At 61.6% G+C, this 24,868-nt stretch carries 20 protein-coding genes; 19 read left to right on the top strand and 1 reads right to left on the bottom strand.

The window, feature by feature from the left end; all coding sequences use genetic code 11:
• Positions 1-13 precede the first annotated feature (13 nt).
• From LC298_RS11110 to murB, 7 genes are read left to right on the top strand one after another with little or no spacing between them, the layout of a single operon-like run.
• Positions 14-1,432 carry a UDP-N-acetylmuramoylalanyl-D-glutamyl-2,6-diaminopimelate--D-alanyl-D-alanine ligase gene (locus LC298_RS11110; protein WP_131567652.1) on the top strand — a complete coding sequence of 473 codons (1,419 nt, stop codon included), beginning with the start codon at positions 14-16 and terminating at the stop codon, positions 1,430-1,432.
• Positions 1,433-1,480: 48 nt separating this feature from the next.
• Positions 1,481-2,563 (top strand): phospho-N-acetylmuramoyl-pentapeptide-transferase, encoded by a 1,083-nt coding sequence (gene mraY, locus LC298_RS11105; RefSeq protein ID WP_131567137.1) that lies wholly within the window; start codon positions 1,481-1,483, stop codon positions 2,561-2,563.
• Positions 2,560-3,891, top strand: coding sequence for a UDP-N-acetylmuramoyl-L-alanine--D-glutamate ligase (gene murD / locus LC298_RS11100; RefSeq protein ID WP_131567134.1), 1,332 nt, complete (start codon positions 2,560-2,562; stop codon positions 3,889-3,891). The genes mraY and murD overlap by 4 nt, the downstream gene beginning before the upstream one ends.
• Before the next feature lie 20 nt (positions 3,892-3,911).
• Positions 3,912-5,066, top strand: a complete 1,155-nt coding sequence (gene ftsW / locus LC298_RS11095; RefSeq protein ID WP_131567131.1) for a putative lipid II flippase FtsW — start codon at positions 3,912-3,914, stop codon at positions 5,064-5,066.
• A 9-nt stretch (positions 5,067-5,075) separates the two neighbouring features.
• Positions 5,076-6,194 (top strand): undecaprenyldiphospho-muramoylpentapeptide beta-N-acetylglucosaminyltransferase, encoded by a 1,119-nt coding sequence (gene murG / locus LC298_RS11090; protein ID WP_131567128.1) that lies wholly within the window; start codon positions 5,076-5,078, stop codon positions 6,192-6,194.
• A gap of 25 nt (positions 6,195-6,219) precedes the next feature.
• Positions 6,220-7,632: a UDP-N-acetylmuramate--L-alanine ligase gene (murC, locus tag LC298_RS11085; protein ID WP_131567126.1), complete on the top strand. Its 1,413-nt coding sequence runs from the start codon at positions 6,220-6,222 to the stop codon at positions 7,630-7,632.
• Positions 7,629-8,600, top strand: coding sequence for a UDP-N-acetylmuramate dehydrogenase (gene murB, locus LC298_RS11080; protein WP_131567122.1), 972 nt, complete (start codon positions 7,629-7,631; stop codon positions 8,598-8,600). Before murC ends, murB begins: the two co-directional genes overlap by 4 nt.
• Before the next feature lie 163 nt (positions 8,601-8,763).
• On the opposite strand, the gene LC298_RS11075 is transcribed toward murB, so the two are convergent.
• Complete coding sequence (locus LC298_RS11075) at positions 8,764-8,940, bottom strand: hypothetical protein (RefSeq protein WP_158284718.1); 177 nt, start codon at positions 8,938-8,940, stop codon at positions 8,764-8,766.
• Between the two features lie 240 nt (positions 8,941-9,180).
• Here LC298_RS11075 and dddP point away from each other — a divergent pair, with 240 nt between their 5' ends.
• From dddP to LC298_RS11015, 12 genes are all read left to right on the top strand, one after another.
• Positions 9,181-10,524 carry a dimethylsulfonioproprionate lyase DddP gene (gene dddP / locus LC298_RS11070; protein ID WP_131567120.1) on the top strand — a complete coding sequence of 448 codons (1,344 nt, stop codon included), beginning with the start codon at positions 9,181-9,183 and terminating at the stop codon, positions 10,522-10,524.
• A gap of 314 nt (positions 10,525-10,838) precedes the next feature.
• The gene (locus LC298_RS11065) at positions 10,839-12,245 is read left to right on the top strand and encodes an MATE family efflux transporter (RefSeq protein ID WP_428977535.1); all 1,407 of its coding nucleotides are present in this window, start codon (positions 10,839-10,841) and stop codon (positions 12,243-12,245) included.
• A gap of 192 nt (positions 12,246-12,437) precedes the next feature.
• On the top strand, positions 12,438-13,373 hold the full coding sequence (locus tag LC298_RS11060) for a D-alanine--D-alanine ligase (protein ID WP_131567117.1): 936 nt from the start codon (positions 12,438-12,440) through the stop codon (positions 13,371-13,373).
• A gap of 35 nt (positions 13,374-13,408) precedes the next feature.
• On the top strand, positions 13,409-14,290 hold the full coding sequence (locus tag LC298_RS11055; RefSeq protein WP_223385643.1) for a cell division protein FtsQ/DivIB: 882 nt from the start codon (positions 13,409-13,411) through the stop codon (positions 14,288-14,290).
• On the top strand, positions 14,290-15,609 hold the full coding sequence (gene ftsA / locus LC298_RS11050; protein WP_131567111.1) for a cell division protein FtsA: 1,320 nt from the start codon (positions 14,290-14,292) through the stop codon (positions 15,607-15,609). The genes LC298_RS11055 and ftsA overlap by 1 nt, the downstream gene beginning before the upstream one ends.
• 57 nt (positions 15,610-15,666) lie before the next feature.
• Positions 15,667-17,352, top strand: coding sequence for a cell division protein FtsZ (gene ftsZ / locus LC298_RS11045; protein ID WP_131567108.1), 1,686 nt, complete (start codon positions 15,667-15,669; stop codon positions 17,350-17,352).
• A 273-nt stretch (positions 17,353-17,625) separates the two neighbouring features.
• On the top strand, positions 17,626-18,582 hold the full coding sequence (gene lpxC, locus LC298_RS11040) for a UDP-3-O-acyl-N-acetylglucosamine deacetylase (protein ID WP_131567649.1): 957 nt from the start codon (positions 17,626-17,628) through the stop codon (positions 18,580-18,582).
• 188 nt (positions 18,583-18,770) lie between these two features.
• Complete coding sequence (locus tag LC298_RS11035; protein WP_131567105.1) at positions 18,771-19,640, top strand: outer membrane protein assembly factor BamD; 870 nt, start codon at positions 18,771-18,773, stop codon at positions 19,638-19,640.
• A gap of 23 nt (positions 19,641-19,663) precedes the next feature.
• Positions 19,664-21,334: a DNA repair protein RecN gene (gene recN, locus LC298_RS11030; RefSeq protein WP_131567102.1), complete on the top strand. Its 1,671-nt coding sequence runs from the start codon at positions 19,664-19,666 to the stop codon at positions 21,332-21,334.
• 87 nt (positions 21,335-21,421) lie between these two features.
• Complete coding sequence (ligA, locus tag LC298_RS11025; protein WP_131567099.1) at positions 21,422-23,545, top strand: NAD-dependent DNA ligase LigA; 2,124 nt, start codon at positions 21,422-21,424, stop codon at positions 23,543-23,545.
• A 113-nt stretch (positions 23,546-23,658) separates the two neighbouring features.
• Entirely contained in the window at positions 23,659-24,672 is a 1,014-nt protein-coding gene (locus LC298_RS11020) for a nucleotidyltransferase family protein (RefSeq protein ID WP_199223225.1), read from the top strand.
• Between the two features lie 40 nt (positions 24,673-24,712).
• The gene (locus LC298_RS11015) at positions 24,713-24,865 is read left to right on the top strand and encodes a hypothetical protein (RefSeq protein ID WP_158284717.1); all 153 of its coding nucleotides are present in this window, start codon (positions 24,713-24,715) and stop codon (positions 24,863-24,865) included.
• Positions 24,866-24,868 lie beyond the last annotated feature (3 nt).

Raw genomic sequence — 24,868 nt, 5'->3', positions numbered from 1 at the left:
CTCCGTGTCGGACATTGCTCCGCTTTGGATCGGGCAGGATATGGTCGACGCGATGAACGCGCGGCCGGTAAATGGCGTGCCTGCAAACGTCACCGGCGTCTCGATCGACAGCCGCACACTCAAGCCGGGAGAGGCGTTCTTCGCCATCAAGGGTGACAAGTTTGATGGCCACGACTATGCGACGGCGGCAGCCGCCGCCGGAGCGTCCGTACTGGTGATCGCCGAGAACAAATTACCGGCGCTCGGCCGGCTGACGGTTCCGATGATGGTGGTGTCCGATGTGCTTGACGCGCTTTGGCGGCTGGGCGCGGCGGCACGCGCGCGTAGCAAGGCGAGGATCATCGCGGTCACCGGCTCGGCGGGAAAGACAACGACGAAGGATGCCCTGCGGCACGTGCTGGCACATGTGGGACCGGTTCACGCGTCGGTTGCTTCCTTTAACAATCACTGGGGCGTGCCGCTAACACTGGCGCGGATGCCGGAACGCACGAAGTTTGGCATTTTCGAGATCGGGATGAACCATCCCGGCGAGATCACGCCTCTGGTGAAGCTCGTGCGGCCCCATATTGCGATCATCACGCTTGTTGCCGCGGCGCATCTCGGGCATTTCAAGGACCTGAATGAAATCGCCCACGCCAAGGCTGAGATATTCGAGGGGCTGGTTTCCGGCGGATGGGCGCTGATCAATCGCGACGACGCGAAGTACGCGCTACTGGAAAAACTGGCCAGGAAAGCGGGCGTCGAGAACGTGGCCGGATTTGGCGCGCACGAGCGCGCAAAGGTGCGTCTCACCAACGCGAAATATCTCGATGAATGCTCAACCATCACGGCGAGCGTCTTCGGCGAAGAAATCGCCGCGAAGATCGGGCTTCCGGGGAGGCATATCGTTCAAAACGTTCTCGCGATCCTCGGCGCGGCGCATCTGGCGGGGGCGGACATGGCGAAGGTTTGTCACGCCTTGGCCAGCATCGAAGCCGAAAGGGGGCGCGGGCAGCGGCATACGCTGCGGGCGGGCAAGGGCACGTTCACGCTGATCGATGAGAGTTACAACGCCAATCCGGCCTCGATGGAAGCTGCATTGGAGCTCCTTTCATCGGCTCAGGTGGGCGGGCGCGGACGACGAATCGCGGTTCTCGGTGACATGCTCGAACTCGGCCGGCATTCGGCCGAGCTCCACTCGGGGCTGGCCGGACCGATAGCAAATGCGGGTATCGACAGGCTTTACCTAGCGGGTCCGGAGATCAAGGTTCTGGCCGACGCAGTTCCCAATGATATCTATTGTGAGTACGAGAGATCGGTGGATGACCTGATCGATTCGCTTATGGCAACACCACAGCCTGGCGATGTCATCATGATAAAGTCCTCGAACGGGATTGGCTTCTCGCGGATCGTCAGAGCGATGCTCGACAGATATTCGAGAGCGGAAGCCTGATCGGGGCCACGATTTACCGGCCGTTGTGCCGGAAGAGGGATTGACGATATGCTCTATTGGCTGACGGAGTTCTCCGATCAAATTCAGCTTTTCAACATCTTCCGTTACATTACATTCCGAACCGGCGCCGCGCTGATCACGTCGGCCTTCATTGTATTCCTGCTTGGTCCGTTGGTGATCGCGGCGCTGCGCTTCAGGCAAGGCAAGGGACAGCCAATTCGTGCCGATGGACCGCAGACCCACTTCAAGAAGGCGGGCACGCCGACGATGGGCGGACTGATGATCCTGCTGGGCATTATCGGGTCGACGCTTCTCTGGGGCAATCTGACAAGCATCTATGTCTGGGTCGTCATTCTGGTCACGGTCGGCTTCGGGCTGATCGGCCTCTATGACGACTATCTTAAGGTCACCAAGCAGTCCGACAAGGGGTTCTCGGGGCGCGCCCGGCTTGGCGCCGAGTTCGTGATCGCGGGATTCGCGGCATTCGTCATCATGCGCGCCGGAAACGAGCCCTTTTCATCGAGCCTGACCTTCCCGTTCCTGAAGGACTGGATCGTTAATCTCGGCTGGTTTTTCATTCCGTTCGCAGCGTTCGTCATCGTTGGAGCGGGCAATGCCGTCAACCTTACCGATGGCCTTGACGGCTTGGCAATCGTCCCGATCATGATCGCTGCCTCGTCTTTCGGCGTTATCGCCTATCTTTCCGGAAACGCGATCTTTGCCGAGTATCTGCAGATTCATTTCGTACCAGGAACTGGTGAATTGGCCGTCGTGCTGGGATCGGTGATCGGCGCCGGGCTGGGTTTCCTTTGGTTCAATGCCCCTCCCGCCGCCATCTTCATGGGCGACACTGGATCACTCGCAATGGGTGGATTGATCGGAACTGTCTCCGTGGCGGCCAAGCACGAGATCGTTCTTGCGATTGTTGGCGGGTTGTTCGTTGCCGAAGCTTTGTCGGTGATCATCCAAGTGGGCTATTTCAAGGCGACCGGCCGTCGCGTCTTTCTGATGGCGCCGATTCATCACCATTTCGAGAAGAAGGGTTGGACCGAAAGCCAGGTGGTGATCCGCTTCTGGATCATCGCCGTCATTCTCGCGCTTATCGGCCTGTCCACGCTCAAGCTCAGATGATCCCGGTCAGCGTAGGCGAAGGCAAACATATCGCCCTGTTCGGGCTCGGCGAGTCCGGACTTGCCACCGCCCGCGCACTCGTCGCCGGTGGGGCGGACGTTACGTGCTGGGACGATAATCCCGAAAGCGTGGCCGTGGCGGCGCGCGAAGGACTGGCTACGCGCGACCTACGCGAACTAAACTGGCGGATGATCGACAGCCTGATCCTCGCCCCTGGCGTTCCCTTGACCCATCCGCGCCCGCACTGGTCAGTGGAGCTTGCACACGCCGCGGGTGTCGAAACGATCGGCGACATCGAACTGTTTTGCCGCGAGCGCCGCGCGACGTGTGCCGTCGCGCCGCTGATTGCCATCACCGGTACCAACGGCAAATCGACGACTACTGCGCTGATCGCGCACATCCTACGGGAGGCAGGCCGCGATGTTCAACTCGGCGGAAATATCGGAACGCCGATTCTTGCGCTGGACCCGCCATCCCCCAGCCGGGTGCATGTGATCGAATGCTCGTCATATCAGATCGATCTGGCGCCTTCGCTCGACCCTTCGATCGGGGTGCTCCTGAATCTTTCGCCGGATCACCTGGACCGTCATGGGACTATGGAGAATTACGCCGCCATAAAGGCCCGATTACTGGAGGGCAGCGACGTCGCGATATGCGGCGTGGACGATTCACCCTCCCGCGCGATCGGCGAGAGGCTAAAGGCGAACGGCAGACGGGTCGTGACAATAAGCATTCGCGACCGGGGTGGCCCCGATCTGTCCGAGGCGCCCGCCCTGCGCGGCGATCACAACCGGCAAAATGCGTTGGCGGCTTTCGCTGCATGTCGTGCGACGGGATTGAGCGACGAGGAAATCGCATCCGGTCTGCGAAGCTTCCCCGGTCTGGCCCACCGCATGCAAATTATCGGGAGGCTGGGCAATACGGTTTTCGTCAATGATTCCAAAGCGACGAACGCCGATGCAGCAGACAAGTCGATGGCAAGTTTCGAGCCGATCTATTGGATCGCCGGAGGCTTGCCGAAGGAGGGAGGAATTGCCGCGCTCGCGCCGCGCTTCAATCGGGTCGCAAAGGCCTATCTGATCGGCGAGGCAGCTCCCTATTTTGCCGCGACCCTTGGGGATGCGGTGCCGTATGAGATATCCGGCACACTCGATGTGGCGGTCCGCCATGCGGCGCACGATGCGGCTCGCTCAACAGCGGCCGAACCGGTGGTCTTGTTGGCGCCTGCCGCCGCAAGCTTTGACCAATTCCGGAACTTCGAGAAACGTGGTGAAGCGTTTGTTAATGAGGTCATGGCATTGAAGGGGGTCGAGAATGCGTTCGCCTGAGTACAAAGGGGCTGCCGACAATGTATACACGCAGTGATCGAAGCGCGATGGCGGAATGGTGGCGAACCATTGACAGGTGGTTCCTTGCTGCATTTCTCGCATTGATCGCATTCGGGGTGGTGTTGTCGTTTGCGGCCAGCCCTGCCGTCGCGGAGAGGATCGGGCTCGACACGTACCACTTCGTCGAGCGTCATGGCCTGTTTCTCGTTCCTGCGATCGGCGTCATGATCGCCGTATCCTTTCTCGATGCCAGACAGATCAGGCGGCTTGCGCTGATCACGCTTGTGATCTCCGTCGCACTGATGATCGCCGCCCTGTTTTTTGGCGTGGAAGTCAAGGGCTCGCGCCGCTGGGTGCGGCTCTTTGGCCTCTCGCTCCAGCCATCCGAGTTCATGAAGCCGGCCTTCGTGATTCTTTGTGCCTGGCTGTTCGCAGAGCAACAGCGAAGGCCCGAGATTCCAGGAAGTCTGATCGCGATGATCCTCTTCATTGCAATGGCGGCGCTTCTCGTGGCGCAACCCGACCTGGGCCAAACGATCCTGCTCGCGGGAATATGGGGTGCGATGTTCTTTATCGCCGGCCTCTCCTGGTTGTGGATCGGCCTCCTCGGCGTTTCAGCGGGCATGGGACTGATGGCGGCGTATTTCGCTTTCCCGCACGTGGCAGACCGCGTGAACAGGTTCTTGACCGGCGAGGGCGATACCTACCAGGTCGACACGGGGCGGGAAGCGATCGTGCGTGGCGGCTGGTTCGGGCAAGGGCCCGGCGAGGGGACTGTGAAACGCATCCTCCCGGACAGCCATACGGACTTCATTTTCTCTGTCCTCGCCGAGGAATTCGGGATCATATTGTGCGCGGTGCTTGTCTCGATCTTCGCCTTCATCGTTCTGCGGGGCTTCTGGCGCGCGACCCGCGACCACGACGCGTTTCAACGATTTGCCGTGGCGGGCCTCGTGACACTGATCGGCTTCCAGTCGACCATCAACATTGCGGTGAACCTGCAACTGATGCCGGCAAAGGGAATGACGTTGCCGTTCGTTTCCTACGGGGGATCCTCAATGATCGCCGTCGCGCTCACTGCCGGAATGATCCTGGCGTTGACACGCCGCCGTCCTGAGAGCCGCGCGGGCCGGGTTCAATTCCACTCGGTTTCGCGTTTCCAGCCGGCATCCTAGAGTCCATCAATGACACAGACCAAAGGCACAATCCTCCTCTCCGCCGGGGGGACAGGAGGCCATCTCTTCCCCGCTGAGGCTTTGGCACACGAACTCTCTTCGCGCGGATGGGAGGTTCCGCTGGCGACCGACTCCCGGGCAGGCAAGTATGCCAGCCGCTTTCCTAGTAGCGCGATGCATGTCATCGCCTCCGCGACGCCATCGGCGAAAAATCCGCTGACGCTGCTCGCGGCAGGATTCACGCTGCTGAAGGGCATGCGCCAGTCGCGGGTCCTGCTTCAGAAACTGAAGCCAAAGGCCGTGGTCGGTTTCGGCGGATATCCGACAGTGCCGCCACTCTTCACGGCAGCCGGCACGTTTCCAACGGTCATTCACGAGCAGAATGCCGTGATGGGGCGAGCCAACAAGATGTTGTCAGGCCGGGTGACGGCGGTTGCCGGAGGGTTTCTGAAGGCCGACGGCCCCTTGGCACATAAGATTGTCGAGACCGGGAACCCGGTACGGCCGGATGTAATCGCCGCGGCTGGACGACAATTCACACCCCCTGCCTCTGACGGCCCACTCCGTCTCGTGGTGTTCGGAGGTAGCCAAGGCGCGCGTTTCTTCTCGGACGCCGTCCCGGAGGCGGTATCCTTGCTCGCAGACGATCTGCGCGCGCGCCTACACGTCACCCAGCAAGCCCGACCGGAAGACGAACAGCGCGTGAAGGATCGTTATGAGGGGATCGGCGTTGACGCTGAAGTGTCGTCCTTCTTCGGCGATCTGCCGTCGCATATCGCGGATGCGCATCTGGTAATCTCACGTTCCGGGGCTTCGACGGTGTCAGAGGTGGCGGCCATCGGACGCCCCGCAATCTTCGTTCCCTATCCTCACGCGCTGGATCACGATCAGGCGGCTAATGCCAACGCGATGGAAGCTGCAGGTGGCGCGATCGTGAAGCGCGAGAGCGACCTCAATCCGGAGATCATCGCACGATTGATCGGTGAGCTTATCGGCGATCCGGACCGCCTGCAAACCATGGCCGCGGCGGCGAAGCAGGCGGGCAAGCCGGAAGCCACCGCCTTGCTAGCCGATCTAGTAGAGGCTATTGCCTCTGGCCGAACCGTGGCCGCCTTCAAGGCTGGCTGACACGCCGGGACAGGAAAATTCGACCATGAAGATGCCGCAGAACATTGGCTTGGTGCATTTCGTCGGAATCGGCGGAATCGGCATGAGCGGCATCGCCGAAGTGCTGCATAATCTGGGTTATTCGGTTCAAGGATCCGATCAGGCCGACAACGCCAACACCCAGCGGCTGCGAGCGAAAGGTATTGCGGTTTTCGTCGGGCACTCGGCCGACAATCTCGGCGATGCCGAGGTGGTCGTGGTCTCGACTGCGATCAAGGGCAACAATCCTGAACTGATCGCAGCGCGGGAAAGATTGCTGCCAATTGTTCGCCGAGCAGAGATGCTTGCCGAAATCATGCGTTTCCGCAACGCCGTCGCCATCGGCGGTACCCATGGAAAGACAACGACCACGTCGATGATCGCGACCTTGCTGGATGCTGGCGGTCTTGATCCCACAGTGATCAACGGCGGCATCATCAATGCCTACGGAACCAACGCGCGTATGGGCGAGGGCGAATGGATGGTCGTTGAAGCAGATGAGAGCGACGGAACATTTCTGCGGCTACCAGCCGATGTCGCCGTCGTGACCAACATCGATCCGGAGCATCTCGATCATTACGGGACGTTCGACAATGTGCGCGAGGCGTTCCGACAGTTCGTCGAGAACGTGCCGTTCTACGGGTTTGGAGTGATGTGCATAGACCATCCCGAGGTACAGACGCTCGTCTCGCGGATTTCGGATCGGCGCATTGTAACTTACGGCGAGAATCCTCAGGCCGACGTCAGGTTCTCGAACCATCGCATGGACGGCGCGACGTCGATCTTCGACCTTACAATCGGGGACCGCAAGTCAGGCCAAATTATCGAAATTGCCGACCTGCGGTTGCCGATGCCGGGTCGGCACAATGTCGCCAATGCGACGGCGGCGATCGCAGTGGCATACGAACTCGGCATGGATGCCGAAGGGATCAAGCGGGGGCTGTCGGCGTTCGGCGGAGTGAAGCGACGTTTCACGCCCACAGGCACATGGAACGGAGTCAAGATTTTCGACGATTACGCGCACCACCCGGTGGAGATCAAAGCGGTCCTCCATGCCGCGCGTGACGCTGCCGGCGAAGGGCGCGTCATCGCGGTTATGCAGCCGCACCGTTATACGCGCTTGCAGGCCCTGTTCGACGACTTCGCATCCTGCTTCAACGACGCGGCAACGGTGATGGTTGCTCCGGTCTATCCGGCCGGCGAACAGCCTATCGAGGGAATTGGCTCAGAGGAGCTGGTTTCGCGGATTCGCGCCGGTGGACACCGCGACGCGCGCCTTATTAATGGTGCTGATGCCGTGGCTTGCGCAGTCCGGGAAATCGCAGGGCCCGGTGACCTGGTCATCTTTCTCGGGGCAGGCAGCGTTTCGCAGTGGGCCTATGCGCTGCCGGAGGAGCTGGGCGGAGAAGTCGCCGCATGACGGGTATTGATGGCGAGGCGCTGATGCAGCGTCTGTCGATGGCTACGGGCGACGTCCGCGGCCGCCTGACACCGAACGCGCCGATGGACCAAATTACATGGTTTCGCACCGGGGGTCCCGCGGAGCTGCTTTTCCAGCCAACCGACGAAGACGACCTGAAAAACTTCCTGCAGGCGTTGCCGGCGGACATTCCAGTGAAGGTTGTCGGGATTGGCTCAAATCTTCTTGTCCGTGACGGAGGGATCCCGGGCATCGTGATCCGGCTTTCTGCGAAAGGCTTCGGCCAGGCCGACGCCATTTCGGACACGCGCATCAAGGCAGGCGCAGCAATTCCGGACAAGCGGCTGGCGGCGGTCGCGCTCGATGCCGGCATCGGCGGGTTCCATTTCTATCATGGCATCCCCGGCGCAATGGGGGGGGCGCTGCGGATGAACGCCGGGGCGAACGGCGTCGAAACGCGTGAGCGGGTCGTCGAGGTCTACGCAATCGACCGCGATGGACGGAAGCATACACTGACGGAAAATGAGATGGGCTACGCCTACCGCCACTCCGCTGCGTCGCAGGACTTGATCTTCACTGGGGCGCTGCTTGAGGGTTACGCCGAGGACCGCAAGACGATCGAGGCCAGTATGGACGCCGTCCAAACTCATCGCGAGACTGTTCAGCCGATCAGGGAAAAGACTGGCGGTTCCACCTTCAGAAACCCGGATGGCACGTCAGCGTGGAAAGAGGTCGACAAAGCCGGCTGCAGGGGGTTGATGATCGGTGGGGCGCAAATGAGCCCTATGCACTGCAACTTCATGATCAATACAGGTGCGGCGACGAGTCATGATCTGGAAACGCTTGGTGAGACGGTGCGTGCGCGTGTGCTCGAGGCGTCCGGTCTCCGGCTGGAATGGGAAATCAAGCGTGTAGGCATTTTCAAGCCGGGATACGAAGTGCAAGAGTTCATCGGCCGGATGCTGTAGCCGGGACGAGTGGCTCTCAAGGAGCGAGCATCAAATGCAAGAAGGCGGTGACCTGGGTCGCCGCCTCCCTGCATCAGGCCAGAATTACCGATCAATATCGCCGGCCCGAAGGCTGACGGCATCCACCGACGTTCTGATCGATGTTTGTCCCTCCAACTCGCGATTAAGCTCTTGGGCCCGCCTCCTCGAAACCTGAAAGCTTCTCGGCAGCGTTGGCGTTACGGTACGATCCGCCGTTCGCCACTCTATCGGCTGCGTCGGTCCATCCGAAGATGTTTCCGATGCTCCCTGCGATCCACCCATCGGACAGCCCTTGCAGGTTGCCGAGAGTTTCAGGCATCGGCTACAGCTTGATCCGGTCGGATGTCACTGCAGGACAGTAATTCCTTCTCCGGGCTGCAACACAAACAGTGTCTGCCTGAATGGATGTCCTGTCGAGCCCTTAACGTCTCTTATCCCCGGTGTCCCCGATTTTCACAGCTATGACCACTCGCGCCGCAATTGGCACAGTTTCTGACGCTCCGGGAAATCGACTTTCCAGCCGTTCGCGCGAAATCTCACGCAGAGTGGAGGATGGTCGATGGAAGCCCCACAGCCCTTTACCAGCTCGAACCGCAAGATCGATCCGGCACGGCGCAGGGCAAGGCAATTGTTCAAGCCGGACGGCTCACCGGCCGATCCGAACCGCATCGAGATCGGACCGACGGATCTCGCCTTTCGCGAGTGGGCGGAACGGGGCATCCCCGCGCCCGATCTTGACCGGATGCGGCAAACGCGACTCCAGCGAACGGTCACCGAACTGAACAAACGCGATCTCGGCGGCATCCTTTTGTTCGACCCGCTGAATATTCGCTACGCGTCCGATTCATCGAACATGCATTTGTGGATCGCTCACAACCCGGCGCGCGCGGTGTTCGTCGCCGCCGATGGCTACATGGTGATCTGGGATTACAAGCGCTGTGAGCATCTGTCGTCCTACCTCCCGCTGATCAGGGAAACCCGGTCTGGTGCGGGGATGTTCTATTTCGTGGCGGGTGACAAGGAAGACGATATCGCCGCTACATTTGCCACGGAGGTCGATGACCTGATGTGTGGGCATGCTGGAAGGAACCGTCGGCTGGCCGTGGACAAGATGGAACTACACGGGGCGTTCGCGCTCCAGAGGCTCGGCCTTGAAATCAGCAGCGGTCAGTCGGTGATGGAACATGCGCGGCTGATCAAGAGTGAGGACGAAATCAACGCCATGCGCTGCGCCATCGCGACTTGCGAGATCGCCATGGCCGAAATGGAAAAGGAATGCCGGCCGGGCATCGCTGAAACCGAGCTTTGGGCGATCCTGCACGCCGAGAACATCAAGCGCGGTGGTGAGTGGATCGAGACGCGCATTCTCTCGTCGGGGCCGCGTACCAATCCATGGTTCCAGGAGGCTGGGCCGCGCAGGTTAGAGGCTGGCGATCTGCTGGCCTTCGACACGGATCTCATCGGACCTTATGGCATGTGCTGCGACATGTCGCGGACATGGTTTGTCGGCGATGGCGAACCGACGCCCGAGCAGAAGCGAATCTATCGCGACGCCCATGATCACATTATGTCCAACATGCAACTTCTGGAACCCGGCATATCATTCAGCGAACTTACCTATCTGGCGAAGCCGCTGCCGGAAGAATACAGGTGGCAGCGTTACGGCGTGCTGGCGCACGGTGTGGGACTGTGTGACGAATTCCCTTCGATCTACTATCCGGAAGACTTTATCGAGGGCGCATACGATTATCTGCTCGAACCCGGCATGACACTCTGCGTGGAGGTTTATGCTGGTGTCGTTGGCGGCCGTGACGGGGTGAAGCTGGAGGACCAGGTTCTGGTCACCGAGACCGGCTTCGAGAACCTGTCATCCTATCCCTTCGACGACCGGTTGCTTTGTTAGCCTTTCATCGAACTGACGCTTTACGGAGTCATGGCTGCGATTCCCCAGTGGAACATCTCCTTCCTTCGCTCACAATCCGCTCCAATCCTCAGGATCGACGAAGAGCCCGAACCAAACCGCCCATATCCCGAGCAGGACAAAGACCGATCCGGTGATCCACCGGCGGGCCCGCAGCCGGTCGGCCAGTCGCTGGACCCGATCCGCCAACCGCGGAACTACCGGCAGGGTGTGAGCGGAAGCGCAGAAGCCGAAGATGGTTCCCACATGCGCTGAAATCGCTGGCGTGCCATCGCCGAAACGGGATAAGGCGGGGCATGGCCAGAATTCAGGATTTGAGGCAAGCCGGACGGGCCGAGCGGAAGCAGGCCGACCAGTCCGCAATGGGTTGGGCCGGCCACATCCGCGCAACCCTTGCGCTGGGTGTTCCACTGGTCGGGTCTAATCTCGGGCTGATGCTGATGAACACGACCGATACGGTCATGCTCGGCTGGTACGGGGTTGAGGAACTCGCCGCCAGCGTGCTCGCGACGCAATTCTACTTCATTGTGATGATCTTCGGCGCTGGCTTCAGCCAGGCGGTCATGCCGATGGCGGCTCAGGCGGAAGGCGAGGGCGACGAGCGCGGCGTTCGCCGCTCGGTGCGGATGGGGCTGTGGATGGCGCTACTCTACAGCATGCTCGCCATGCCGGTGTTCTGGAACACTGAACGGATCCTGCTGTTTCTCGGACAACAACCCCGAATCGCGGCGCTGGCCGGCGAATACATGCAAATCGCCATGTGGGCGCTTTTCCCGACCTTGCTCTCTCATGCCTTCAGGGCGTTCTTGTCGGCGATCGAACGCACCAAGATCATCTTCTTCTCAACCCTTGCCGCCACTCTGCTAAACGTTCTTGTCAACTGGCTGCTGATCTTCGGAAACCTGGGCGCGCCTGAACTAGGGATACAGGGTGCCGCCTATGCGACCCTCGTCGTCAACCTGCTCATGTTCGCGGCGATGGCGCTCTATTCCGCCCGCCACCCTGACGCGGCGCGTTTCAGCCTCTTCATTCGTTTCTGGCGGGCGGACTGGCCCGCCTTCGCAGACGTGCTGCGCCTCGGACTGCCGGTGTCGATCACCATTCTCGCGGAGGCCGGAATGTTCATTTCGTCTTCGATCTTCATGGGGTGGGTCGGTGTGGTGGCTCTGGCCGCACACGGCATCGCCATGCAACTAGCCTCGCTCGCATTCATGGTTCCCATGGGAATGGCGCAGGCGGCCACGGTCAGGGTAGGGCGCGCTTACGGCCGGCGGGACGCACTGGCGCTGAATCGGGCGGCGGCGGCGACGATGGCCGTGTCCCTTTCAATCTCCGCCTTCGGGGGGCTTCTTTTCTGGCTCTTACCGATACCGCTCATCTCCCTGTTTCTGGATAACAGCAAACCCGAAGCGCCGGAGGTCGTGGTCTACGCGGTTCCGCTGCTGCTCGTCGCCGCCGCATTTCAGCTTTTCGATAGTGCACAGGCAGTGGGCGCCGGGCTGTTGCGTGGTTTGAAAGACACCGGCGTGCCGATGATCATGGCCCTGTTCAGCTACTGGATCGCCGGGTTGCCTATCGCCTACCTGCTTGGATTCGTGCTCGATCTTGGCGGCGTGGGCGTGTGGGCAGGGCTGGCGCTCGGTCTGGCGATTGCCGCTGTCGCGATGAATTCACGCTTTGTGATTCTGCGCCCTGTTTCATAAGCTGGCAGGTCGGCACTGCTCCAGACCTTCCGGACTGTCCTGTTTTTGGTGCGCCGGACTTGCCAGAGAAACAAAGCTCTGATTCTTATTGAGACTATCTTCAGAAGGCCGATTCGGGCGCTGTATGCGTCCATATTGTTCGCGTATCCGGGTGCGCGAGCGGACTCGGACTCAACCGACAGAGGGGATCGGATGAAAGTGCGGGAGCGTAAGCATGTCGTAGTGTTGATGGGCGGGTTCTCGTCGGAACGGCCAGTCAGCCTGATGACCGGAAAGCCGTGTGCGGCCGAGCTCGAGCGCTGCGGATATCAGGTGACGCGCTTGGATGTCGGGCGCGATGTCGCCGCCCGCCTCGCCGAAATCCAGCCGGATGTCGCATTCAATGCACTGCACGGCCCTTACGGCGAGGACGGCACGATCCAAGGCATCTTGGAATACATGCAGATCCCGTACACGCACTCGGGGGTGCTTGCTTCGGCCGTTACGATGGACAAGGAGATCGCGAAACGGGTCGCGAAGACGCACGGGATTCCGGTGGCGGAGTCGAAGGTTATGGACCGGCACGAGATCAGCTCAAGCCATCCGATGTCGCCACCCTATGTCGTTAAGCCGGTCGCAGAAGGGTCAAGTTTCGGGGTGGTGATCGTCAAGGAGGATCAGCCTCATCCCCCCCAAGCGATCACAGCGCCCGACTGGAAATATGGGGACCGGGTAATGGTGGAACGGTTCGTTCACGGGCGCGAACTGACGTGCGCCGTGATGGGTGACGTAGCGCTCGGCGTAACGGAAATCGTCCCGCAGGGTCACCAGTTTTACGATTATGATTCCAAGTACGTTGCCGGTGGATCAAATCATGTGTGTCCGGCGGAAATTTCACCAAATATTTACCAAACAATAACGAAACTGGCGCTCAAAGCACACAAGGCATTCGGGTGCCGGGGCGTGACACGTTCCGATTTTCGATACGATGATCGTTTCTCCGAAAATGGCGAGGTCATTTGGTTGGAAATCAACACACAGCCGGGAATGACAGCCACCTCGCTGGTCCCGGAATTGGCGGAACATGCGGGGCACTCCTTCGGCGAGTTGTTGAGTTGGATGGTGGAGGACGCATCGTGTTTGCGTTGAAGGCCAGTACTGTAGAAAGAGTCCGCGTCGTGGCTATGGGCCGTGATGGCGAGGACCGTTTCGTGCTGCCCAGACTTCTGCGCCGCCCGGTCCGCCTGTTCGAAAAAATCTTCGCTGGCGAGATCGTTATCCCACGTCATATCGAACGCTACGGGCTCGCCGCGATCTTCGGTTCAACTGCGCTTTATGGCTCCCTCGTTGGCGGCCAGATCGGTGGGGCGGTGGCCGAGGTCACGGCCGCGTTCGGATTCAAGGTCAGCGAAGTCGAAATCACCGGACACGACCATACCTCCGAGGTGGCCGTTTTCGAAGCACTCGGCCTTACCGGCATGACCTCCTTGGTGACGATGAACGCGAAGCAGGCACAGGACGCGCTGCGGCAACTGCCCTGGGTGGAGACCGTCTCAGTGCGCAAGGTCTATCCTGACACGCTGGCCGTCAACCTCCAGGAAAAGCGAGCCTTCGCGATTTGGCAGACGGGGACGACATTGTCCCTGATCGAGGCGGATGGAACGGTGATCGGGGCATATACGGGAAGCGGTTTCAATTCGCTGCCGCTGGTCGTCGGGCCAGGTGCTGCGTCGTCGGCGTCCGTTTTCATGGAAATGATAGCGGGCTATCCGGAATTGGCGACCAGGGTGAAAGCGCTGATTCATGTCGGTGAACGGCGCTGGGATGTGCGGCTGGCCAACGGAGTGACCGTCAAGCTGCCGGCTGGCGCGCCCGAACGGGCGATTGAGCGGCTACTTGCGATGGACGCGGAAACCGAAGTTCTGTCGCGCGACATCGCATCGATCGATCTGCGGCTCGAAGACCGGACCACGGTTGCGTTAACGGAGAATGCCGCGATGCGTCGCGAAGCCGCGCTTGACGCCCGGGAAAAGGCGCTCAGGGCAAAAGCGCGGAGCAGCATCTGATGCCTGTCAAGAGACGCGGCTCCGATTCCAGGAAAAATCGCCGCACCGGCATTTTGACCGTGCTTGACCTGGGCAGCACCAAGACTGTCTGCATGATCGCACGCATGGTACCGAACCAAGGCGGTCTGTATCTGCAAGGGCGCTCGCACGATACGGAAGTAATCGGCATCGGGCACACCAGATCGCACGGTGTGAAGTCGGGTCTAATCAACGATCTCGATGCTGCCGAGCAATCGATCCGCCATGCGGTGGACGCAGCGGAGCGCATGGCCAACCTGACCGTTGACTCGATGATCGTCAATATCAGTTCAGGCCGGCTCGCCAGCCAGATGTCGAGCGCGTCCATACAACTCGACGACCGGCCGATCACAGCCGACGACATTCAGAAGGTGCTGAAAGCGGGGATCGAGCGGGCGGCCCACGTCGACCGCACCGTGCTCCATATGCTTCCGGTCGACCACGTTCTCGACGGCGAGCGCGGTATTGTCGATCCGCGCGGAATGATTGGCACCGAGCTTGCCCTCAACATGCACGTGATGACAGCCGACGCGGCTCCGTTACGCAACATCGAGATGTGCGTGAACCGGGCGCACCTTAGTGTCGAAGCGATGGTGGCGACGCCGTACGCCAGCGGCCTCGCAGCGCTTGTCGGCGACGAACTGGACCTCGGGTGCGCCTGTGTCGACATGGGGGGCGGAACGACTTCAGTTGCGATCTTTGCGGATCGGGCTCTCATCCACGCGGACAGCCTTCCGGTCGGCGGCCACCATGTCACGATGGACATCGCCCGCGGCTTCTCATGCCGATTGGAGGACGCGGAGCGACTAAAGGTGATGCAGGGGTCGGCGCTTGCCACGGTTGCCGACGAGCGCGATGTAATCCAGATCCCTGGAATCGGTGACGATGACTACGAAGGCGCGACCCAAGTTCCACGCAGCCTACTCAATCGCATTATTGCAGCAAGAGTGGAAGAAACGCTGGAGATGCTGCGCGAGCGGATCAACAAGTCTGGCTATTCGAGTGTGGTCGGGAAACGGGTCGTTCTCACGGGCGGGGCGGCACAGCTGACAGGCCTTCAGGAGACGGCCCGGCGCATTCTTGGCCGGAATGTCAGGATCGGACGTCCCCTCGGGGTCAGCGGCCTTCCGGCCTCGGCCAAGGGTCCCGCCTTCGCGGCGGCCGCCGGCCTCACGATTTACCCACAGGTCGCGGACAACGACCAAAGCAGCATGAAGTTTCGAAATTCATTCCGGACCGCGGGTACCGGTACGGATGGACCGCTGGGACGGGTGACCCAGTGGATACGAGAGAGTTTCTAGGGAAACGCGGATACGGGTGTGACAGCGGCGCATCCGGCATCAGAAAAGGATGAAAAAATGACTATCAATCTTCAAAAGCCGGATATCACCGAACTCAAGCCGCGAATCACGGTGTTTGGGGTCGGCGGCGGCGGTGGCAACGCGGTCAACAATATGATCAATGCCGGCCTTGAGGGCGTCGACTTCGTGGTCGCCAATACCGATGCGCAGGCCCTGACCATGAACAAGTCCGAACGCATCATCCAGCTGGGCCTCGGCGTGACCGAGGGACTTGGCGCGGGCTCACAGCCGGATGTCGGCCGATCAGCCGCTGAAGAGTGTATCGATGAGATCAACGACCACTTGAACGGTACGCACATGTGCTTCGTGACGGCGGGTATGGGCGGCGGCACTGGGACGGGCGCGGCGCCCGTGGTGGCCCGTGCGGCCCGCGAGCGCGGCATCCTCACTGTGGGCGTCGTGACCAAGCCGTTCCATTTCGAAGGTCAGCGGCGCATGCGTACCGCCGATGCAGGCATCGAGGAGCTGCAGCAGAACGTCGATACGCTGATCGTCATCCCGAACCAGAATCTCTTCCGGATCGCCAACGACAAGACAACGTTTGCCGATGCGTTCGGCATGGCCGATCAGGTCCTTTATTCCGGTGTCGCCTGCATCACCGATCTGATGGTGAAGGAGGGGCTTATCAATCTCGACTTTGCCGACGTTCGCTCGGTCATGCGCGAAATGGGTAAGGCCATGATGGGTACCGGCGAGGCTTCCGGCGAGGGCCGTGCGATAACCGCCGCAGAGGCGGCGATCGCAAATCCGCTGCTCGACGAAACCTCGATGCGCGGTGCGCGGGGCCTTTTGATCTCGATCACCGGCGGGCGTGACATGACGCTATTCGAAGTGGATGAAGCGGCAACGCGCATCCGCGAAGAAGTTGATCAGGACGCCAACATCATACTTGGCGCCACCTTCGACGAATCGCTCGAAGGAATAATCCGGGTTTCAGTCGTGGCGACCGGGATTGAAACGGACGCGGGCGTGACGGAGAACGACCTTCTCGCGCAACCGCGCGCCACTACTGCAACCGCCGCGCGCGTGGCTGTGACGGCCCAAGCGCCGGTTTCAAAGCTTGGCATCAACCCGTCGCCCGCTCCGAAAGTCTCCGGTGACGAGGCTCTTACCAAGGAACTGATGGAAGAAACCGAACGGGATACGGAGAACTACGAAAGTCGTCTGCAAACCCGCCCGGCGGCTGCTGCGGAAGACATCGCCTTTCGACCTCAGAGCCGGCTGTTCCAGCAATCGGCCCAACAGCCCATGGCCGCCCAACCCTCGACATCTCCAGTTCAGCCGGAGGCTCACGCCGAACCGGCTCCGGTGACGGAAAAGCCACGTTTGCCCCGTGTCGAGGACTTTCCGCCGGTCGTCCAGGCAGAACTCGAATCGAACGATCAGCGCAGTTCCGTGGAAGCAGAAGACGATCGCGGGCCGCTGGGGCTGCTCAAGCGCTTGACCCACGGCCTGTCGCGTCCCGAGGAGCGGCCGGGATCGTCCGAGGGGCCGCAGAAAGCGCAGGGAGGGGATGAGAGTTCTGCTGCCAGTCCGCGCCGGCCCCTCTCACGCGATGCTCAGCTTTACGCACCGCGCAAGGGTCAGCTGGACGATCAGGGACGTACCGTCAAGGACACGAATCATGCCTCCGACGATGACCAATTGGAGATTCCGGCGTTTCTGCGCAGGCAGGCCAATTGAGGCCGGTGGTTTGTAACTGTCGAAATAGAAAGGCCGCGGACAGCGGCCTTTTACTCATGTTTAACTTGTTGTTTTAATTCACTCTTTATACTCGTTAGGCAGGGAAAGCTCCCGTAACAGGCGGTAAGGAAGCGTGATTTGGTCTACCCGCCGAGGAACGGATAATGTCGCGCCATACGGGGAGGGCGACCTTGATGGATTGTTCAGGGTCGGTATGCGGACACTTGCCAGCCAAGCGGCGCTTTGGACAGCGGCCGGAAATTGGAAGGGCCGATGGGGACAGAATTGTTAGGTTATCAAGCGACGCTTTGCGACAAAGCTGAATTATCGGGGATTGGCGTTCACAGCGGTGAACAAGTCTCTATCTGTCTCCTACCTGCTGCACCCAACACTGGTGTTAAATTCCGGCGAATTTATGAAGATGGCACGATAGCTGATCTGACCGCCGTTGCGGGGCAGGTCGGCGCGACCGACCTGTGCACAATGCTGGGTGATCCGGCAGGGGTGCATGTCGCCACAGTCGAACATCTGATGGCGGCTTTCTGGGCCACCGGTCTGGACAATGTCGTGGTCGAGATCGACGGTGACGAGGTGCCCGTCATGGATGGAAGCTCGCGCGTCTTTATCGATGCAATCGACGAAGCCGGCATCACACACCATGCCGTGAAGCGACGCTATGTTCGTGTGAAGAAGACAGTTCGTGTCGAGATTGGCGGATCATGGGCTGAATTTCGGCCACACCAGGGGACGCGATTTGAAGTTGTTATCGATTTCGACACGCCACTGATCGGTCGCCAGGAATTCAAATCCGAAGTCGATGGCAATGTCTTCCGCGCCGAACTCGCGAATGCACGTACTTTCGGTTTCATGAAGGATGTGGAGCGCCTGTGGGCATCGGGCCATGCACTCGGCTCGTCCCTCGAGAACTCCGTCGTGATTAGCGACGACAACAAGGTGATCAACCGCGAGGGTCTGCGCTTCCGCGACGAATTCGTGCGCCACAAGACCCTCGATGCCGTTGGCGATCTCGCCCTAGCGGGAGCGCAGTTCATCGGTTGCTACGCATCCTATCGCGGCGGGCATCGGCTGAATGCCGCCGCACTCAAGGCTCTTCTCACGGATCGTACGGCCTATGAAGTGGTCGAGACGCCGGAAAAGCGCGAGCGCGTCTACTCCGGCGATTTCGTAGCCGTTGCGGCGGTTCAAGCTCACGCCCCCTGGGTCCTTTGATCGCCCGACCGACGCGGGTCGACGTCAGAAAGAAGGGGTCGCTGCTCCGGCCTTCGGGATAAACCTGTCAATTGACCCGGCGCCACAAAATCGCGACATTCCGGGCCCACCGCATTGCCGCTGAGGCGAGGTCGCGGTATTGACCGGCCACGTGCAGTGTGCGCCGCACGCGATCAAGGGAAACTGACATGAGTATGGTGTCCATTAGAAATGTCACGGGCAAGGGCCAGATCGTTCTGCGCGCGGCGCTGCTAGCGGCATGCGCGGCCGTTATCGCGTCCTGCTCGTCGACCGACGAGTCAATCGATTTGCAAAGCTATGTCGATACGATCGAACCGGCGGACGCGCTCTATAACCAGGGCCTCGCAAATCTGAATAGCGGCCGGCTCAAGGAGGCGGCAAAGAAATTCGAGGCGGTCGACCGGCAGCATCCCTATTCTGAGTTTGCGCGCAAGGCTAATGTCATGGCCGCGTTTACCTCCTACAAGCTCGGAAATTATGACCAAGCCGTTCAGGCCGCGCGGCGCTTCGTTAATCTGTATCCGACCGACGAAGATGCCCCATACGCACAGTACATCATCGGACTGTCGTATTTTAACCAGATGCCCGAGGTGACGCGCGATCAGCGCGATACTCGGCTTGCTATCCAGAATTTCAATGAGCTTCTGGAGCGTTATCCCGGCTCGATCTACGAAGACGACGCCCAGGCGAAAATCCGCGCCGCGCGCGATCAACTTGCCGGCAAGGAAATGCAGGTCGGCCGCTACTACCTCGAACGGCGCGAGTATCCTGGTGCAATCAACCGCTTCCGCGCCGTCGTGGAGGAGTATTCCAATACGCGTCACGTCGAAGAGGCATTGGCGCGTCTGGCGGAGACTTATTACGCGATGGGGCTGGTAAGCGAAGCCCAGACCGCTGCGGCAGTGCTGGGGCACAATTTCCCCGACAGCCAGTGGTATGCCGATTCGTACGCGCTGCTGCAGACCGGCGGTCTCGAGCCGCGCGAAAATACCGGTTCCTGGATATCGCGGGTCGGCAGCAAAATCATCGGCGGCTGAGGCGGCGTCGGAATCTTTTCACCATGCTTTCACAGCTCTCGATCCGGGATATCGTTCTGATCGAGGCGCTCGATATCGATTTTTCCCATGGACTTTCGGTTCTCACCGGGGAGACCGGCGCCGGGAAGTCGATCCTTCTCGATGCGCTTTCGATGGCGCTCGGCGCGCGCGGCGACGCCTCGCTTGTGCGCCACGGCGCGGTGCAGGGCCAAGTGATCGCGCTTTTCGATCTGGGTGGCAGCCACCCTGTGCGAGACATGCTCCGGGAAAGCGGCATCGAGGCCGATCCGAGCGAGCCACTGATTCTGCGGCGCGTTCAGACCCAGGATGGCCGCACGCGCGGTTTCGTCAACAACCAGCCCGCAAGCGCCGGGCTGCTTCGCATGATCGGACGCGACCTAGTGGAGATCCACGGACAGCACGACGACCGCGCGCTGGTCGACACTGGCATCCACCGGGAATTACTGGATGCGTTCGGTGGTTTGAAGTCGCAGGTTCTAGATGTCGAGGCCCTCCATGGGGCATGGCGCGGGGCGGAGCGTGTTCTCACCGATCATCGCAAGCGTGTCGAGGATGCAGCGCGCGAGGCCGACTATCTTCATGCCGCGAATGGGGAGCTTGTCGCGCTCGCGCCTGAGCCTGGTGAAGAAGCCGATTTAGCCGAGAAACGTGCGGTGATGATGCGCGCGGAGAAGATCGCGGGGGATCTGTCGGATGCCCATGAGGTGCTGTCCGGGCAGGCCTCGCCGGTGCCGCAGATCGCCGGCCTGCTGCGGCGGCTGGAGCGCAAGGCCGCCGAAGCGCCCGGCCTGCTGGAGGAGGTGAACGAGGCGCTCGGCCACGCGCTCGACCATCTGGCCGACGCGCAGGGGCTGATAGAGACCGCCGTGAACACCGGCGAATTCGATCCGCGCCAGCTCGAAGCGATCGAGGAGCGGCTGTTCGCGCTGCGCGCCGCCTCACGCAAGTTCAATGTCGCGGTGGACGACCTTCCCGCCCTTGCCGTCGATTTCGCCGACCAGCTTGCCGAACTGGACGCCGGGCAAAGCAGGCTCGCGGAGCTGGAAAAGGGCGTCGACGAGGCGCGCGCCGCCTATGACCGCGCGGCGGAGGACCTGTCGCAGGCGCGGCAGGCGGCGAAGGACGATCTGGTGGCGGCGGTGATGCGCGAACTGCCGGATCTCAAGCTGGAGCGCGCCGAATTCATCGTGCAGATGGAGACGGACGCTGCGCGGCGCGGCGAGCACGGCATCGACGATATCGAGTTCTGGGTGCGGACCAACCCGGGAACGCGCGCCGGGCCGATGATGAAGGTCGCCTCCGGGGGCGAGCTTTCGCGTTTCCTGCTGGCGCTGAAGGTGGCGCTGGCGGACCGCGGCTCGGCGCCGACCCTCGTGTTCGACGAGATCGACACCGGCGTCGGCGGGGCGGTGGCCGACGCGATCGGATCGCGGCTGAGGCGGCTGGCCGAGACCGTGCAGGTGCTTTCGGTGACCCACGCGCCGCAGGTCGCCGCGCGCGCCGCCGAGCACTTCCTGATCGCCAAGAAACCGGCGGGCGGGGAAACGCTCGCCACCTCCGTGCACGCGATGGGCGCGGAACAGCGGCGCGAGGAAATCGCCCGAATGCTCGCCGGCGCGACCATCACAGACGAGGCGCGCGCGGCAGCCGCGCAACTGCTGAAGGCAAGCTGAGCGGAAAGCGGGGCACGGCGGCAGACAGCAGCTTGTGACCGGACGATTTCCCGCTATTTTCGCGCCTGAACACGCAACGGGTGCGCCATGCCGGAAGACGTCCAGTCCATCGCCGCCGAATCCCTGACGGAACAACAGGCCGAGGCCGAACTCGCGCGTCTGGCGGCCGAGATCGCCGAGCACGATGCGCGCTATCACCGCGAGGACGCACCGACGATCTCGGACGCGGAATACGATGCGCTGAAGCAGCGCAACCTCGCGATCGAGGCGCGCTTTCCGCATCTCAAGCGCGCCGATTCGCCGAGCGAGGCGGTGGGCGCCACGGTGTCCGAGAAGTTCGAGAAGGTGCGTCACCGCGTTCCGATGCTGTCGCTCGACAACGCGTTCTCGGACGAGGACGTGCGCGATTTCGCGGCGCGCGTGCGGCGGTTCCTGAAGCTGCCCGAGGACGCGCCGCTGAGGCTGACGGCGGAACCGAAGATCGACGGGCTTTCGCTGTCGCTGCGCTACGAGAACGGGGCGCTGGTCCATGCGGCGACGCGGGGAGACGGGGCCGTCGGCGAGAACGTGACCGCCAATGCGCGGACGATCGGGGACATCCCGGAACGGCTGAAGGGAGACGTGCCGGAGGTGATGGAGGTGCGCGGCGAAGTCTACATGACGAAGGACGATTTTGCCGCGCTGAACGCGCGGCAGACGGAAGCCGGCAAGCAGACCTACGTCAATCCGCGCAACACGGCGGCTGGATCGCTGCGCCAGCTCGACGCGTCGATCACCAAGGAGCGGCCGCTGCGCTTCTTCGCCTATGCCTGGGGCGAGGTCAGCGCCCTTCCGGCGGCGACGCAGAGCGCCATGGTGGACGCCTTGGGAAAGTTCGGCTTTCAGACCAATCCGCTGATGGAGACGTTCGAGGACATCGACGCGCTGATCGAGCATTATCACCGGATCGAGACCGAGCGCGGCGCGCTGCCCTACGATATCGACGGCGTCGTCTACAAGGTGGACGATCTGGCGCTGCAGGAGCGGCTCGGCTTCGTGTCGCGCTCGCCGCGCTGGGCGATCGCGCACAAGTTCCCCGCGGAAAAGGCGATGACGACGCTGAACGCGATCGACATCCAGGTCGGACGGACCGGCGCGGTGACGCCCGTCGCGCGTCTCGAACCGGTGACGGTGGGCGGCGTGGTCGTCGAGAACGCGACATTGCACAATGCCGAGGAGATCGAGCGGCTGGGCGTGCGGATCGGCGACACGGTGATCGTGCAGCGGGCAGGGGACGTGATCCCGCAGGTGCTCGGGTTCGTGCCGGAAAAGCGGCCACCCGACGCGCAGCCCTACCGGTTCCCGGAGACCTGTCCGTGCCCGCTGAAGACGCCGCTGGTGCGCGAGACGACCGCCAGCGGAGAGGAAAGCGTGGTGCGGCGCTGCTCCGGCGAGTTCGCGTGCCCGTTCCAGCGCAAGGAGCATCTGAAGCATTTCGTGTCGCGCCGCGCGTTCGACATCGAGGGGCTCGGCGAGAAACAGATCGAGTATTTCTACGACGACGAGGGCGGGCTGGAAATCAGGACGCCGGCGGACATCTTTACACTGTCAAAACGCGATGAGACGGCGCTAACCAAGCTGAAGAACCGCGACGGCTATGGCGAGACATCCGCGCAGAAGCTGTTCGCCGCGATCGAGGTGCGCCGGACGATCCCGCTGGAGCGGCTGATCTATGCGCTCGGCATCCGGCATGTCGGCGAAGCGACCGCCAAGACCCTGGCGCGCGCCTATGGCGACTGGCCGTCCTTCGAGCAGGCCGCGCTGGCGATTGCCGGAGGCGACACGGCCGTCAGCGAGGAGATGGATGCGCTGGAAGATATCGGCGGGGCGGTGATCGAATCCGTCGCCCGCTATTTTTCCGAGCCGCACAACCGCGACATGGTCGAGAAGCTGGTCGAAAAGCTTACCATCGAGGAGGCCGAGAAGCCCGCTTCGGACTCGGCGTTCTCCGGCAAGACCATCGTTTTCACCGGCTCGCTCGAACGCATGTCGCGCGACGAGGCAAAGGCCATGGCCGAAAGGCTCGGCGCGAAGTCGTCCGGGTCGGTGTCGAAGAAGACCGATCTGGTGGTGGCCGGCCCCGGCGCGGGCTCCAAACTCGCCAAGGCGAAGGAACTCGGCGTCGAGGTGATCGACGAGGACGAATGGTTCCGCCGGGTCGAGGGGCTCTGAGCGAGGACGTTCATTCGCCGCTTCTACACCTCTGAAGCTTTTTTTCGCGCATGCCTAGCAATTTTAATTTTTGATAGGCATATAATGCCAAGCAAAAACTGAAAGTGATGGGCATGACTCCGCTCAGCAGCATTGCGATGAGCGCGTATACCGATCTGGTACGGCTCCTGAAGGACGATGCAGTGTCCGGCGTAGAGGGCAAACCGACCCTAAAACAGCGCGGCGACAAGGCTTATTGGTACGCTGCGCGCCGAGTCGGATCAGCGATGCGCTTCTTCTACATCGGCGAAAACACCGACGAAACGCGCGCGCGCATCGACCGCATCGAGGCAATGCACGCGACCGCGAAGGAGCGGCAGGCCGAGCGGTCGCGGCTGGTGCGTCTGCTGCGGGCCGAGGGCATGACACCGACCGACCGGCCGACGGGCTCCATCCTATCTGCCATGGCTGACGCGGGAACGTTTCGGCTAGGGGGCACCATCGTCGGTACGGATGCGTTTCGCCTGTACGAAGGTGAGCTTGGCATCCGCCTGCCCCTGGGGGGAATGGCAAACACCGGCGACATCGACATCGCCCAATTCGAGAAGCTCAGCGTCGCTCTGGAGGATCAGGTCGACCCGGGCCTGGCCGAGACCTTCTCGACGCTGAAGTTCAACCCCCTGCCGGGGCCCGGCCCGGGTCGCACGTGGCGCTGGGCACAGGGCGGCAGTGGCCAGTTGGTCGAGTTCCTCACGCCAGCGTTCGGCGAGGAAACCATCCGAAACCTGCCCGCACTCGGCGTCAACGCGCAGGCGCTGAACTACCTCAATTTCCTGATCGCCGAACCGATCCACGCAGCCGCCATCTACAGATCCGGCGTTCTGGTGCAGGTGCCTCGTCCCGAAAGGTACGCGATCCACAAGCTGATCATTTCCGATCGGCGGCGCGATGGTGCGGGCAGCCTGAAAGCGTCGAAGGACCGGGAGCAGGCGGCGTTTCTAATCGAGGCGATGGCCGAGGACCGACCCGACGATCTGCGCCGTGCCTATGACACCGCCATGGACGCAGGCCCTCGATGGCGCGAACACATCATGAACTCGCTGAAGCGGATGCATGACACGATGAACATCCTGAACAGTATTTCATAATGATCGTCATGATGCTGATGTTCGCACTGATTTGCCAGCCATGCGGCGTTATTCCCGTATTGACAGAAGTACCGCGGCAGGACGAGGCGAAGGCCAAAGGCCCGGCGCGGGCTCGAAACTCGCCAAGGCGAAGGAACTCGGCGTCGAGGTGATCGACGAGGACGAATGGTTCCGCCGGGTCGAGGGGCTCTGAGCG

The organism is Oricola cellulosilytica, from assembly GCF_019966575.1.
GTDB lineage: Bacteria > Pseudomonadota > Alphaproteobacteria > Rhizobiales > Rhizobiaceae > Oricola > Oricola cellulosilytica.
Note: the sequence above shows the minus strand (reverse complement) of the source record. Positions and strands in the feature narration are given on the sequence as shown.